General features: G+C 63.7%; 10 protein-coding genes. 2 read left to right on the forward strand and 8 right to left on the reverse strand.

All coding sequences use genetic code 11. The annotated features are described in order from the left end of the window. Positions 1-264: hypothetical protein (locus tag NKH67_RS25090; RefSeq protein WP_353031962.1), on the forward strand; the 264-nt coding region annotated here is incomplete at its 5' end. Here NKH67_RS25090 and NKH67_RS25095 read toward each other — a convergent pair. The 7 genes from NKH67_RS25095 to hisS all read right to left on the reverse strand — a co-directional run bounded on the left by NKH67_RS25095 (position 261) and on the right by hisS (position 12,737). Next, on the reverse strand, positions 261-4,811 hold the full coding sequence (locus NKH67_RS25095; protein WP_353031964.1) for an nSTAND1 domain-containing NTPase: 4,551 nt from the start codon (positions 4,809-4,811) through the stop codon (positions 261-263). The genes NKH67_RS25090 and NKH67_RS25095 overlap by 4 nt on opposite strands. A 403-nt stretch (positions 4,812-5,214) precedes the next feature. After that, positions 5,215-6,318: a calcium:cation antiporter gene (locus NKH67_RS25100; RefSeq protein ID WP_353031966.1), complete on the reverse strand. Its 1,104-nt coding sequence runs from the start codon at positions 6,316-6,318 to the stop codon at positions 5,215-5,217. A 410-nt stretch (positions 6,319-6,728) separates the two neighbouring features. Further along, on the reverse strand, positions 6,729-6,950 hold the full coding sequence (locus tag NKH67_RS25105; protein ID WP_353031968.1) for a cysteine rich repeat-containing protein: 222 nt from the start codon (positions 6,948-6,950) through the stop codon (positions 6,729-6,731). Positions 6,951-7,018: 68 nt separating this feature from the next. After that, entirely contained in the window at positions 7,019-8,785 is a 1,767-nt protein-coding gene (locus NKH67_RS25110) for an AMP-binding protein (protein WP_353031970.1), read from the reverse strand. Positions 8,786-9,189: 404 nt separating this feature from the next. Continuing rightward, positions 9,190-9,891: an ATP phosphoribosyltransferase gene (hisG, locus tag NKH67_RS25115; protein WP_352618466.1), complete on the reverse strand. Its 702-nt coding sequence runs from the start codon at positions 9,889-9,891 to the stop codon at positions 9,190-9,192. Next, positions 9,888-11,006 (reverse strand): ATP phosphoribosyltransferase regulatory subunit, encoded by a 1,119-nt coding sequence (locus NKH67_RS25120; protein WP_353031972.1) that lies wholly within the window; start codon positions 11,004-11,006, stop codon positions 9,888-9,890. The genes hisG and NKH67_RS25120 overlap by 4 nt, the downstream gene beginning before the upstream one ends. Positions 11,007-11,177: 171 nt before the next feature. Beyond that, positions 11,178-12,737 carry a histidine--tRNA ligase gene (gene hisS, locus NKH67_RS25125; RefSeq protein WP_353031974.1) on the reverse strand — a complete coding sequence of 520 codons (1,560 nt, stop codon included), beginning with the start codon at positions 12,735-12,737 and terminating at the stop codon, positions 11,178-11,180. Between the two features lie 336 nt (positions 12,738-13,073). Between hisS and NKH67_RS25130 the strand changes: the two genes are divergently transcribed. Then, positions 13,074-13,325 (forward strand): hypothetical protein, encoded by a 252-nt coding sequence (locus NKH67_RS25130; protein WP_352502096.1) that lies wholly within the window; start codon positions 13,074-13,076, stop codon positions 13,323-13,325. Between the two features lie 4 nt (positions 13,326-13,329). On the opposite strand, the gene NKH67_RS25135 is transcribed toward NKH67_RS25130, so the two are convergent. Next, positions 13,330-13,965: a DNA-3-methyladenine glycosylase I gene (locus tag NKH67_RS25135; RefSeq protein WP_352472682.1), complete on the reverse strand. Its 636-nt coding sequence runs from the start codon at positions 13,963-13,965 to the stop codon at positions 13,330-13,332. Positions 13,966-14,168 lie beyond the last annotated feature (203 nt).

Consider the following 14,168-nt stretch of genomic DNA (forward strand, 5'->3'; position numbering starts at 1 on the left):
GAGGAGGTCGCGTCGACCTTAATCAAGACGCTTCGGTGCGAGTGGATCCACGGCTTCATCGCCGACTTCTTCAACACTTTCGGTCAGAACCTGAGGATCGTGGATGACCGCTTCGCGCCCAATGTCGGTCATTCAGCCGGCCCCTGCCTTCCTTCAGAAGCGGACTTCCCTGGTGTCAACACGACGGGCGAGGTTGCGCCAGCTTCGGACCCTCTGGATTCGTTTCATCTCGCTGCTGACACGACTGCTGCAACGCCAGCTTAGCTAGGGCAGTCCTCGGCATCATCTGCCACGGGCAGGAAGAAGCGCCTACGCTCGCAAGAAGTGAGTTTTCGGTGCACGACGTCTTGAGCATAGGCGATGAGGTCCTCTGGCGACGTGAAGACGCGGATCAACTGCACGCTATCTCCGCCTGAGACAGCTGCGACCTGTGTGCCATCCGAATTGAATGCGGCCCGCGTGACCGCCGGGACGATCGTGCTGGTGTCATGCTGGCCAACAAGGAGCGCGAGTTGCTGACCCGTGTCGGCAGACCACAGCCTGACAGACCGCTCACGGTAGGACGACGTCACCGCATATTGTCCGTTGGGACTCAATGCGACGTTGTCGATGCTGGCACTGCCCCCCGTGAGGACAGACCTTTCCTTCCCGTCCTTGACGCTCAAGATGCGAACGGTTCCATCTCGTGAGGCAGTTGCCAGCGACCTGCCATCGTTGCTGAAGGCAACATTTGTCACCGGCCCGCCGTGTCCCTTCAACGTGGCGGCAGCTTCCCCTTCCGCGACTGACCAGATTTGCGTCGTTCCGTCAGAAGAACCAATGGCGACCAATCGGCTGTCGGGACTGAAAGCCGCTGCGCTGATGCGGTTCTCGTGTCCTGGAACACCTGTGATCTCAGTGCCGTCCATCTTCCAAAGCCGCGCTGTATTGTCGTTCAACGTCGCAAGGACCAGCTTGCCATCCGGGCTGAACAAGGCATCCTGCAAATCCGCTGTGGTTTGAAATACTGTCTTGGCAGCGCCGGTCGAGGCGTCCCAGAGCCGCACAGTTCCATCGACCGAAGCGGATGCCAGGAACGAGCCATCGGAACTGAATTGGACCTGGACGACCTTGGGATCATGACCTTCCAGCGCTGCCGCTTCGCGACCGCCTTTGGCCTCCCACAGCCGAACCACGCCGTCGTTGGACGTCGTGGCAAGACGATGCCCATCAGGGCTGAATACCGCAAGCTTAAGCAAGCCTTCCGTGCCGGGCGCGAGCGTCGCAACCAAATTGCCACTTGCAACATCCCAGACATGCCCCACGACACCGCTTCCCGTCACGACGCGCGCCCCGTCAGCACTGAATACTGCGAACCTGCGCGCGGTTTCGTGACGCAACGTGGTCGTTAGCACACCGTCGACGTCCCAGATGCGCGCGGTTCCGTCGTGCGACACCGTGAGAAGGCGACGGCCATCGGGGCTGAAGGCGACCTCCTCGATCAGCGCACTATGCCCGTGGAGGATCGAGACCTGCGAGCCGCTCTTGACGTCCCAGATACGGGAAACGCCGTTCACCGACGCGGTGGCGAAAAGTTCGCCGTCAGGGCTGAACGCGCCGTTGACGTCGAGATATTGATAGGAGATTCCGGCATTGAGCGCGCTTGCCCTGGTTTCTTGGCCGAATATGCGGATCAACTCACCTGTCCTTGTATTCCAAAGACGGGCGGATCCGTCGATGGCAACGACTGCCACAAGGCGGCCATCGTGACTGAAGGTCCCTTGATGGCCAGCACTCGGTGATCCGGGGAGAGCGGCAAGTCCCGACAGATCCGCCAGACTCCAAAGACGAGACGTGCCAGTCCAGGCGACGGTCAGGAGTTGGGTCCCGTTCGGACTAAACTCGATGCCAGTAACATTGTCTCCGCGAACCGGAATCGTGCCGATCGGAGTGCCGTCGTTCGCATTCCAAATTTGAACGTCTCCGTGGAACTGGACGGAAGCAAGCATTTGACCGTCGGGACTCACCGCAAGAACGGTAGATTGCCAACTGGCTCCCGGCAATCTGGCAATCTCGGTGCCGTCCCGAGCGTTCCAGATCGTCGGCGCGGCAAACTCCGAAGCAGTAAAGATCCGCGTTCCGTCGCGGCTGAAAATCGCGGCGTGGACGTCACCGGTCTGATTGAGGACGTAGAGCTGCTTGCCGGTCGCCGCATCCCAGACCCTTGCAGTGCCGTCGACCGAGCCAGTGAGGACTTGTCTTCCGTCCGGGCTGAACACTGCCAACTTTAGCACGCCTTTATGGCCCTTGAGGATGGCAAGCGCCTTTCCGTCGGCGGTGTTCCAAACTCGCGCGGTCTGATCGAAGGAAGATGTAACGACGCGGTCTCCTTCCGGACTGAAAGCGCCGTGGGTGACGGCATCTTCATGGCGAAGGACGGCGAGTTCCTGATACCCGGACAGAGCTCTGAACAGGGCGGCTTCGGCCTCGGTCACATAGGGCCGTTCGGTCGTTTCTCCCTTCTTGGGAAGGGCCTCCAGCGCCAGAAGGATGGCAAGCTCGCTGTCCCCGGCGGACGACAGTTGCAGCGAGATCGACGAGAGCGACCGTGACTGGTTGCGCAGCGCGAGGTCTCTCGCCGCTATTGCCTCCTGGGCATTCTCGTCGGCGCGCTCTGCCTGAAGGCTGGCCTCGTGTTGTCCCCAGAATCCGGCGATCGCGCCGGCGCCTGCCACGACCGCCAATGCAAAGGCGACAATAGCGGCGTAACGCGTGCGGCGCGCAAGCCGTGTCGCCGCTTCCGCCACCAGGCTGCGGCGTTCCGCTTCGCGCTCAAGGCGCTCCCGTTTGGTCGCCTCTTCGGCCTCTATGCGCGCACGATCGGCCTGTCGCTCCCTTTCCGCGACCGCCATCTGAGCCAACAATGATGCTTCTACATACTGAGCTACTTGATCGTCGACGTCCTCTCGCCGCGACACTAGCAATTCCTCGCCCTCGGCAAGTCGTATGCCGGCGGGCAGAAGCAGGTCGGGATTCCTGTTGTCGGCATGCCAGCGGCCGGCATCGGTTCGCAGCCGGGCACGCGTCTCCAGAAAACTTCGATCAGCGTTGACGATGTCGCGCGCGCGGGGCCAACGGCTCAAAAGCGCCTCGTGGGCGACGCGGACGACTGCCTGCCCTTCAAGGTTCTCGTCGGAAACGAGAAGCCGAGCCGCGATCAACGCGTCGAGAAGTGCAGCTTGTGCGGGCGTTCGCGCCATGTTGTCGCGGACCGCCGGGGCCGCGGCGACTGAATTGTCGCCGAGACGAACCGTCGTCAGCGCGCGAAGGACGGTTGGCAGCGCATCCTGAACCGTGGGCGACAACGCCTCGACCACTTCGTCGGCCCGGCGCGCGATCGCGCCCTCGAGGCCTCCAAGCGCACGATAGGCTGCGAAGGTAAGCAGGCGTTCTGCTCGGCCGGCTTGGTAAAGTGCTTCGAGCACGAACTCGAGCAGTGGTAGGGAACCGGGGTCGGCCGCTGTCGCCTCCTGAAGCACGTCCTCCAGTCGGCCGCGGTCTTTCGTTTCCTCAAAGCGCAGGCCCGCCGCGCTTGCGGGTTCACGGATGATCTTCGAAATCTCGGCCCCGGTCGGAGGCAAGAGTTCGTAGCTGCTCAGGCCATCCTTCAATGCCGAGAAACCCGGGACCTCGCCGCACCGATGGAAGAAGTCGCCGCGAATCGTCGCGATCACCCATACAAGTCCGCTAGTGGCGAACGCTGAAAGCAATCGCACGAACAAAGCGCGCGAGGCTGGTTCCGTTTCGGTTGTGAAGAGTTCCTCCATCTGATCGACGGCTAGGACCAGACGCGCCTTACCCGGGCCGCCACTGGAGGGGGTCGAGGCGAGCGCCGAGCGGACAAAAGCCAGCGCCCGATCGGGATTGTTCCGAAACGTCGCCGCCAACTCGGTCGCCGTCCCGTTTTCGGCAAGTTCGGGCAAGGCTTCGGCGCGGAGCAACGCCGCTGACAGAGACGTGATCGCGTCAGGTCCCTCGGACGGACGCATGACGCAACGCCGCCAGAGCAAGATGCCCGGCACCGCGCCACGTTGCGTGACGGCCGGAATCAGCCCGGCGCGCACGAGCGAGGACTTGCCGGAGCCGCTCATCCCGTAGATGAGCAGGAAGCACTTGCCCGCGACCGTGAGCTGCTCCAGTCGCTCAGTGCAGATAGCGATCGCACGGCTCCGCCCGAAGAAGAGATCGGCGTGCTCGAAATCGAAACTGTCGAGGCCGCGAAACGGCGAGCTAGTTGGTTCCTCAGACGTGACGGGCACGCGAAAAGCCCGAACCGGCCGCGCAATGTTCTTTAGGCGCTGCTCACCCAGGTCAACGAAATCTGCTGCAAGACGGTCGCGAACTTGCATCTGGATAGCGTCAGAGACGCAGATGCCGCCCGGAAGCGCCAGCCCCTCAAGGCGGGCGGCGACATTCACACCGTCACCCATGAGATTGTCGCCATCAACCACCACGTCGCCGAGGTTGACTCCAATCCGGAATCGCATGCGCCCTGGCCCAGGCAAGTCGGCGTTGAGCCGATCGATCGCCAACTGGATGTCGATAGCGCACCGAACCGCACCTATCGCGCTGGCGAATTCTGCGATGACGCTGTCGCCTGCGCTTCCGAAGATGCGTCCATCGTAGCCGGCAATTAGCTTGTCGATCGCTTGTCGATGGACCTTCAGGGTAGCAAGGGTCGTCTCTTCATCTTTGCCGACAAGTCGGCTGAACCCCACCACGTCGGCAGCGAGGATGGCAGCTACTTTCCGCTGAACGCGATCGACGGGCATCCCCGCTCCTGCGGCACATCGTTTATCATCCTACCCTAACAGCTTTCGAACCCGAAAGGGCGCTTGATCGGCCGCATCGCCCCGCTTCGGTGGAAACGGACAGTCTGAGGAATGTCGCCTTGGGTCAGTTCACGACCTCCATCCAGCGGGTTGAATGTCTGCAATCTTCGTTGCGAAGCCAGAAGCTGCCAATCCGCTCGCGGCCCCCATCGAGACGTTCAAGGCCTTGGTGCTAAGCGTCCGCCCATGGCGCAAAGGAGAAAAATTGGCGCCCACCCCTCACGCCGTCTTTGCCGAACTTGTGCGGCTTGCCTACTTCGGAACTCGGTGCGGAAAACGTGTGGCTGCTCGGCCGAGAAACAGTCGTCAGAATCTGCCTGCCCCCTTGCTCGCCCCCCAACCCTCACGGCACAAATATCAAAAACACCCAGGTAAAAAACACCACCAGATGCACCAAGCCGGTCAGGAACGTCGTTCTCTCCGTGCTGAAGCTTACATTGCAGATGAAAAGCGCCAGGACCAAAAGCACCATGTCGGTTGCCGGCAGGCCCAGGGTCAGGCCTCTTCCGGTCAGCAGGCTGGCGGCGGCTATGCCCGGTATTGTCAGGCCGATTGTGGCACAGGCCGAACCCATGGCGACGTTCAGGCCGCGTTGCAGCTCGTTGCTGAGTGCGGCGCGAACCGCCGAGATGGCCTCCGGCATCAGAACCAACCCGGCGATCATTGCGCCGACAATGGCGTCGGCCTGCGGCACCTGGTAGGCGACGAGCGCATCCTCGACGCTGGCGGCGACCTGTTCGGCCAGCATGACGATGCCGATCAGCCCGATCAGCAGGAGAACAGCGCCGGCGGCGACGCTTTCGTGGGCGTCGGCTCGCGCTGCAACGCCATGCGCTTGTCCATCGATGAAATCGTCGCGGTGGCGGACAGTCTGCGCGAACAGAAAACCGGCATAAAGCAGCACCGAAAGCACGCTGACGAAGCCAAGCTGAGCCGCCGAGAACGTGCCGGGATCGGTGGTTCGCGTGTAGGTCGGCAGAATGAGCGTCATGACGCTGAGCGCGACCAGCACCGCCAGATAGGCGCTGGTCCCTTGGCGGACGATCGCCTGCTTGCGATGGCGCCAGCCGCCAAACGTCAGGCACATGCCGACGACGCCGGTGGAGGTGATCATCACCGTCGAGAACACGGATTCGCGGGCAAGCGTCGGGTTGTTCGCGCCGTGCAGCATGATGGAAACGATGATCGACACTTCGATTGCCGTCACGGCGATGGTCAGCACCAACGTGCCGTACGGCTCGCCTACCCGCCGGGCCACCGCCTCGGCGTGGTCGAGCACCACGAAAATGGTGATGAACATGATCGCGCTCGACAGCGCGCCGATAAACATCCTGGTGCCCAGCGACCCTTCGTCGACCGACACCCCGCTGGCCCTGACCGCGACAGCCATCGCCAGAGCGGCTAACGGCATGCCGTAGGAAACCGCCGATCTTGCGAAACCACTCATTGTCACCTTCTTGCCTTCCCGCAAATCCCCGTGGAAGGGCGATTTGCAACCACTGTTGCGCACCGCGACCATCCAGAGAAATCGCATATGACAGGTCATGACGCCATCGCAGCGTACCCCAGCCCTAGCCCCTCCCCACAAGGGCAGCGCAATCGCGTACGCATTCTTGCGAAGAGGACCCCCACCCTAACCCTCCCCACAAGGGGAGGGAACGCTGCCGCGCGCCCTTGCTTTCCCTTTGGCGCCGAAAGGCAGGCAATTTGCCGAGGTCGGCGCCACCGAAAGTCCCCCTCCCCCTTGTGGGGAGGGGTTAGGGGTGGGGGTCCTCTTCGCAAGAATCCGCCGCGATTGCGCTGCCTCCTGCCCCCGCACACCTCGAAACATCATGTCACCCGCAGGAAGCTCGCGCGCTAGCCGGGCGTGTTGGCCTTGACGACCTTCTTGCATTCGGGCGTCAGCTCGCTCATGTGATCGGCCAGGCATTTGACGACGCGGCCACCGCCCGGCAACACGCCCTTGCACAACTTTTGGTAATCTGCTTGGCAGGCCTCACGCTCGGCCGCCGTCTGCGCCAGCGCCGCGGTGGCTGCCAGCTGAGTTGCCAGGAAAAGCACGCCTAACCCAATCCGCATGGAACACCCCCCTCAATATGTTGCCCAAACAACGCCTCCGTCACGCGTAGGCACAAACGGAAGCCTTTTCACGCCGTCTTCTGCGTCACCAATCCCAGCTCGTCGACCATCGCCTGACGCATCAGGAATTTCTGCGGCTTGCCGGTCACCGTCATCGGCAATTCGGTGCGGAAGCGGATGTAGCGCGGGATCTTGAAATGGGCGATCTGGCCGGCGCAGAACGCCTTGATCTCCTGCTCCGTGGTGATCTGGCCGGGCTTCAGCACGATCCAGGCGCACAGCTCCTCGCCATATTTCGGGTCGGGAATGCCGAACACCTGCACCTCCTTGACCTTGGGGTGGCGATAGAGAAACTCCTCGACCTCGCGCGGATAGACGTTCTCGCCGCCGCGGATGACCATGTCCTTGACCCGGCCGACGATGTTGCAATAGCCCTCGGCATCGATGGTGGCGAGGTCGCCGGTGTGCATCCAGCCGTCGGCGTCGATGGCCTCGCGGGTCTTCTGCTCGTCGTCCCAATATCCCTTCATCACGGAATAGCCGCGCGTGCAGAGCTCGCCCGGCGCGCCGACCGCGACGGTGGCACCTTCGGCGTCGACGGCCTTGACCTCGACATGCGGATGGACGCGGCCGACGGTCGAGACGCGCTTTTCCAGGGGGTCGTCGACGCTGCTCTGGAACGACACCGGGCTGGTCTCGGTCATGCCGTAGGCGATGGTCACCTCCGCCATATGCATCAGCGACACCACCTTCTTCATCACCTCGATCGGGCATGGCGAGCCGGCCATGATGCCGGTGCGCAGGCTGGTGAGATCGAAGGAGGCGAACTCCGGATGGTCGAGCAGGCCGACGAACATGGTCGGCACGCCGTAGAGCGCGGTGCAGCGTTCCGTCGCCACCGCCTTCAGCGTGGCGCCGGCATCAAACCCCTCGCTGGGGAAAACCATGGTCGCGCCCTTGGTGACGCAGCCCATCGTGCCCATCGACATGCCGAAGCAATGGTAGAGCGGCACCGGGATGCACAGCAGGTCGTCAACGGTGAGCCGGATCGCCGACGTGACGAAATTGCCGTTGTTGACGATGTTGTTGTGGGTCAGCGTCGCGCCCTTGGGCGCGCCGGTCGTGCCGCTGGTGAACTGGATGTTGATGGCGTCGTCCGGTTTCAGCCCCGCTGAAATCCGGTCGAGCCGGCCATGCTCGTCGCGGCCGGCCATCGCCAGCACGTCGGCGAAATTGAACATGCCCGGCGAATTCTCCTCGTCCATGCGGATGACGGTCTTCAGCGCCGGCAGTCTGTTGGCGTCGAGCTTGCCGGGGGTGGCCTTGGCGATCTCCGGCGCCAGCGTTTCGATCATGCCGAGATAGTCGGAACTCTTGAATGTGGCGGCGGTGACCAGCGCCTTGCAGCCGACCTTGTTCAAGGCATATTCCAGCTCGACCAGCCGGTAGGCCGGGTTGATGTTGACCAGGACCAGGCCGATGCGGGCGGAGGCGAATTGCGTCACCAGCCATTCCCAGCGGTTCGGCGACCAGATGCCGACGCGGTCGCCTTTCTCGAGGCCGAGCGCCAGGAAACCGGCGGCGAGCGCATCGACAGTCTCGGACAGTTCCTCCCAGGTAAAGCGCTTGTCCTGCTCGACGAAGACGGCGGCATCGAGCGTGCCGTATTTGCCGACCGTATCGGCAAACAGCGCCGGGATGGTCAGGTTGAGCAGCGGCACGCTGCGCTCGCCCGCCACATGCGCCGTGCCGTCGACCGGCGCAATGAACGAGCCGCCATCGCGCTTGGAGCGCAGGCTGGTGGCATTCTTCAACTCGTCGAGATTGATCGGCATCGCCGTGTCCTCCGCAGACCAGCCGAGCCTATCAGCCCGGCGGGGTGGTGGAAATCCCGTCCATGGTGGGGCTGGGTGGGAACTCGCCTGTAAGGGCCGAAAATAAAAAACCCGCCTCGGCGGGCGGGTCTTCGGGGCCAATTGGCACCATAGCGAGATTAGTAGCATAGCTGCCGGCACAAAGCAAGAACAAAATTGCTGTACGTCAAGAAAAATCGCGTCAGGTTGGCACTGCGGCCAAGCTGCCAATCTCCCTCCTTGAGGGGGAGATGGCCGGCAGGCCAGAGGGGGTCGTCTCGCGTGGAGCACCAGCCTGCCGTTAGGAGAGTCGCGTCAAGACGTACCCACCCCCTTCTGTCGCCTTCGGCGACATCTCCCCCTCAAGGGGGGAGATCGGCTGGTCGTCAGCCTGCGTTCACCGATGCCATCCTGCCCGCAATATCGCGCAACACGGCCTCGTCCGTCGCCGAACGCATCTTCCTCGACGCGACGAGACAGGCCTGCGAGCGCAGGATGACGCCGTCGGCCAGCACCTTGAGATGGTTGGCGCGCAGCGTCGCGCCTGACGTGGTGATGTCGACGACGATATCGGCCAATCCGGCCGCCGGCGCGCCTTCGGTGGCGCCAAGGCTTTCGACGATGCGGTAGACCTGGATGCCGTGCTTTTGCGAAAAGAACTGCTGGGTCAGGCGCCAGTATTTGGTGGCGATCCTGAGCCGGCGGCCGTGGCGCTGGCGGAAATCGGCGGCGACGTCGTCGAGGTCGGCCATGGTGTCGACATCGAGCCAGATGTCGGGCACGGCGACGACGACATCGGCATTGCCGAAACCGAGGCGGGCGATGATTTCGGCGCGCGTCTCGCAATCGGCGAGGTTTTCGCGCAAAAGGTCCTCGCCGGTGATGCCGAGATCGACCGACCCCTGGCCGATTTCGCCTGATATCTCCGAGGCAGACAGGAATGCTATCTCGACGCCGTCAAGGCCGTCGATGCGGGCGCGATATTTGCGCTCGTCGCCGGGCAGGCTGACGGCAAGCCCGGCCTTGGCCAGCACCTCCAGCGCCTGCTCCTTGAGCCGGCCTTTCGACGGGATCGCCAGCGTGATCATGGCGCCGTCTCCCGCAGCGCCTCGATGCGGTCGAGCCAGACGGAAAAACCGACGCCGGGGATCGGCGTTTTGGCGCCGAGCAGCGTCAGCAGCCGGTCGTAGCGGCCGCCACCGGCGAGCGGCCGGTCGCCATCCTGGGCCGCGATCTCGAAGACCAGGCCGGTGTAGTAATCGAGCGGCCGGCCGAAGGCGGCGTCGTAGCTGATTTCAGACATCGGCAGGCCGAGGCTTTCTATGGCCGCGGCGCGGGCTGCGAAATTCTCCAGCGCAGCCCCCAGTGAAAGCCCGGCATCGGCTGCAAAACGTTCGAGCGCTCCGGCGGCGCTGTCGAGCGGCACGTCGATCGCCAGGAAACTCTTCAGCGCCGCAAACGCCTCGTTCGACAGCCGTACGCTGCGCAGTTCGGCTTTCTCGATCAGGCGCCGCGCAATCTCGGACGGCGAACGCCCGGCCGTTGCCGACAGGCCGGCCTGTTCCATGCCGCCGGCGACATGCGCCGAAAGACCGTCGAGATCGCCATCAAGGACAAGGGCGGCGACCGGGCCGGCAAGCTGGCTGTTGCGCGGCGGATTGGCGAGGTCGGCAAGTGCTGCCTCCAGCATCGGCGCCGAGCCGAAGGCACGGGCCAGCCGCATGCGCCAGCCGCGCGGCAGGCCAAGTGCTGCCAGCACCGCCTCGAAGATGGTCTGGTCGCCGAGCGTCACCGCCAGCTCCCGGCCGGGCAGCACCAGCGACAGCAGCGCATGCGCATCGGCCAGCGCACGCGCATCGGCGGCGGCCGTGTCGCGGTCGCCGAGATCCTCGATGCCGGCCTGGAAGAACTCGTTGCCGCCCTCGCGGCGCTGGCGAAACACCTCGCCGAGATAGGAATAGCGGCGCGGCGTGCCGGCCTGGCTGGCAATGTGGTCGAGGCAGACCGGAATGGTGAATTCCGGCCGCAGGCAAAGCGTCTGCCCGGTCTCGCTCTCGGTGAGAAAGATGCGGCGCCGCAAATCCTCGCCAGCCATGTCGAGGAACGGATCGGCCGGCTGCAGCACAGCGACCTCGACCGCATGGGTGTTGCGCGCGGCGAAGAGGCTGGTGATGTCGGATGCGATGGCGGGGCGCGAGGTCATGGCGGGCGCCCTTCCCTTCTCCCCCTGTGGGAGAAGGTGGATTGGCGCGAAGCGCCAAGACGGATGAGGGGTGCCGGAAGAAATGAGGCGTCGGCGTTCCCTGGAACACCCCTCATCCGACCGAGCTTCGCTCGGCCACCTTCTCCCCCAGGGGGAGAAGGAAGCGGCGCCCTACTTGCCACGCGCCCGCTCCTCGGCCTGCGCCGCCAGTATCTTCTTCACCTCGGCGACCAGATCGCCTTGCGACACGGTCACCTGCGCCGGTCGTGCGGCGCGCCATTCGGCGTTGTCGGCGATCTCGGCCGACATTTTCGCGCCTTCGATCAGGTCCTTGATCTGCACCTCGCCCTTGGCGCGCTCGTCGCCGCCCTGGATGACGGCGACCGGGCTGCCGCGGCGGTCGGCATATTTCAACTGCGCCTTCATGCCGGCGCCGCCGAGATACATTTCCGAGCGGATGCCGGCGGCGCGCAGCTCGGCCACCATCTTCTGGTAGCGGCCGAGGCTTTCCGTGTCCTTGTCCATGGTCAGCACGACGACCGGCGCGATGACATCGGAAGTATCGAGCTTGCCGAGGTTCTTCAGCGCCGTCATCAGCCGCGAGACGCCGATCGAAAAACCGGTCGCCGGCACCGGCTCGCCACGAAAGCGCGAGACGAGGCCGTCATAACGTCCGCCGCCGCCAACCGAGCCGAAGCGCACGATCTGGCCGTCCTCGTTGGGGATTTCGGCCAGCAGCTCGGCCTCGTAGACCGGGCCGGTGTAATATTCGAGGCCACGCACAACGGAGGGATCGATGCGAATGCGATCCTCACCGTAGCCGCTTTGTGCGACCATGGTTCTTATCTGCTCCAGCTCTGCGAGACCCTCGACAAACGAGGCGTTCGTGATGCCGAGATGTTCGAGTTTCCTTTCCTCGACAAGATTGCTGAGCCCTGGGGTGATAGATCCCAGTGTCTGGACAATTTGTTCGGGATCATGCTGCGCCATGACTGTGAAATAGCTGATCACAACATCGATTTGCGCGTTACCCAGCCCGGCACCTTTGGTGAAATCACCGCTCTCGTCCTTGCGCCCCGCGCCCAAAAGCAGGCGCACGCCCTCGACGCCCAGCTTGTCCAGCTTGTCGATCGCCCGCAGCACCTGCAGCCGGCGGCCAGCGTTCTCGTCGCCGCCGAGGCCGATCGCCTCGAGCACGCCGTCGAGCACTTTGCGGTTGTTGACGCGGACGACGTAATCACCGCGCTTGATGCCGAGCGCCTCCATCACGTCGGCCATCATCATCGCCATCTCGGCATCGGCGGCGACACCCGGCGTGCCTACCGTGTCGGCGTCGAACTGCATGAACTGGCGGAAGCGGCCGGGACCGGGCTTCTCGTTGCGGAACACCCAGCCGGAGCGATAGCTGCGATAGGGTTTCGGCAGGCGCTCGAAATTCTCGGCGACAAAGCGCGCCATCGGCGCGGTCAGGTCGTAGCGCAGCGACAGCCATTGATCGTCGTCGTCCTGGAACGAGAACACGCCCTCGTTCGGCCGGTCCTGGTCGGGCAGGAACTTGCCGAGCGCGTCGGTGTATTCGATCAGCGGCTGGTCGACCGGCTCGAAACCGTAGAGCTCAAAGACCGAGCGGATCGTCGCCATCATCTTCTCGACGGCGCGCAGATCGTCGGCGCCGCGGTCGACAAGGCCGCGCGGCAGCCGCGCTTTCATCTTTTCGGATTTGTCGGCCATGGGATGGGTACTTTGCTATGTAAACGGTGACTTATTTCGGGTCGGCGTGTCCTACCGATGCAGCCCGGAGAAGGCAAGGGTTTGCGGCTCTCCTTCTCCCCTTGTGGGAGAAGGTGGCCGAGCGAAGCTCGGTCGGATGAGGGGTGTTCCAGGGAACGCCGACGCCTCATTTCTTCCAACACCCCTCAACCGTCTCGGCGCTGCGCGCCGAGCCACCTTCTCCCACAAGGGGAGAAGGAAAGGCGAAAAAGAAGCTGAAACAATTGTGCCATGCGCGCGGCATCGTGCCGACACAATCCGGGCCGATAAGCGCGCCGAAACAAGGGGTTCGGGGCCATGGCCACGCTACAGAAGTTCGACATCATCGATAGTGGCGCACGCGACGCCTCGGTCCGGCTGCGGCCGGCCGATGGTTATGCGCCGAATACGAAGCAAATCGCCGGACCGTTCGAGATCGCGGCGCAACAGCGCAGCGGACCGACGATGCGCGACGTGCTGATGACCGGACTGCTGGTGATCTATCCGGTGTTCGCCGCGCTGGCGGCCATCCTTGCCGGGTTTTTCCTCGCCGGCGCCGGCGGCGCCTGAGCCGCTATTTCGGCCGCTTGAACGCTTTCCGTTCCGCCTCGACCGGTTCGCGGCAGACGCAGCCCTCGAGATGGTCGTTGACCAGCCCCATCGCCTGCATGAAGGCGTAGACGGTGGTCGGGCCGACAAAGCTCCAGCCGCGCTTCTTCAGCTCTTTCGAAATGCGGACCGAGACGGCCGTCGTCGGATTGGCGCGCAAATGCGCGAGGTCGACGATCTCGGGCCGCTCGTGCGGGCCGGGCTCGAACTTCCAGAACCAGGCGGCCAGCGAGCCGGCCTCGTCGATGAGTTCGCGGGCGCGCTTGGCGTTGTTGATGGTCGAGACGATCTTGCCGCGATGGCGGATGATGCCGGCATTGCCGAGCAGGCGATCGACATCGGCGTCGGTGAAGGCGGCGATCTTGTCGACATCGAAGCCGGCAAACGCCTCGCGGAAATTGTCGCGCTTGCGCAATATGGTCAGCCAGGACAGGCCCGACTGAAAACCTTCGAGGCAGATCTTCTCGAACAGGCGGCGGTCGTCGGCGACCGGCCGGCCCCATTCGTGGTCGTGGTAGTGCAGATAATCCGGCAGGTTGCCGTGCCAGAAGCAGCGGGCGATGCCGTCGGGACCGGCAAGCAGACCTGTCTTTTCATCCATGGCGGAATTCCGTTCGTATCTTGGCGTTAACGCGTTTTGACGCGGCCTTTACCGCGGCTTTACCAGATTCCTGAACCGGGCGGTAACCACACCAAAAGCTTTACTGACAGATCGGCATTTTACACATTCCGATTCATGTTTCGGTTGCCGCTTCGCGCCCAATGTCGGCGAAATCGGGGAGGCTTTGCACCCCGGCATGTTCG

This window comes from Mesorhizobium sp. M0968, assembly GCF_040319065.1.
Taxonomy (GTDB): Bacteria; Pseudomonadota; Alphaproteobacteria; order Rhizobiales; family Rhizobiaceae; genus Mesorhizobium.

Excerpts from the sequence above, each read along its gene's own strand:
- NKH67_RS25135 (WP_352472682.1), bottom strand. The coding sequence starts at position 13,965 with ATGGATGAAAAGACAGGTCTGCTTGCCGGTCCCGACGGCATCGCCCGC.
- NKH67_RS25110 (WP_353031970.1), bottom strand. The coding sequence starts at position 8,785 with ATGCCGATCAATCTCGACGAGTTGAAGAATGCCACCAGCCTGCGCTCC.
- NKH67_RS25120 (WP_353031972.1), bottom strand. The coding sequence starts at position 11,006 with ATGACCTCGCGCCCCGCCATCGCATCCGACATCACCAGCCTCTTCGCC.
- NKH67_RS25095 (WP_353031964.1), bottom strand. The coding sequence starts at position 4,811 with ATGCCCGTCGATCGCGTTCAGCGGAAAGTAGCTGCCATCCTCGCTGCC.
- hisS (WP_353031974.1), bottom strand. The coding sequence starts at position 12,737 with ATGGCCGACAAATCCGAAAAGATGAAAGCGCGGCTGCCGCGCGGCCTT.
- NKH67_RS25105 (WP_353031968.1), bottom strand. The coding sequence starts at position 6,950 with ATGCGGATTGGGTTAGGCGTGCTTTTCCTGGCAACTCAGCTGGCAGCC.
- hisG (WP_352618466.1), bottom strand. The coding sequence starts at position 9,891 with ATGATCACGCTGGCGATCCCGTCGAAAGGCCGGCTCAAGGAGCAGGCG.
- NKH67_RS25100 (WP_353031966.1), bottom strand. The coding sequence starts at position 6,318 with ATGAGTGGTTTCGCAAGATCGGCGGTTTCCTACGGCATGCCGTTAGCC.
- NKH67_RS25130 (WP_352502096.1), top strand. The coding sequence starts at position 13,074 with ATGGCCACGCTACAGAAGTTCGACATCATCGATAGTGGCGCACGCGAC.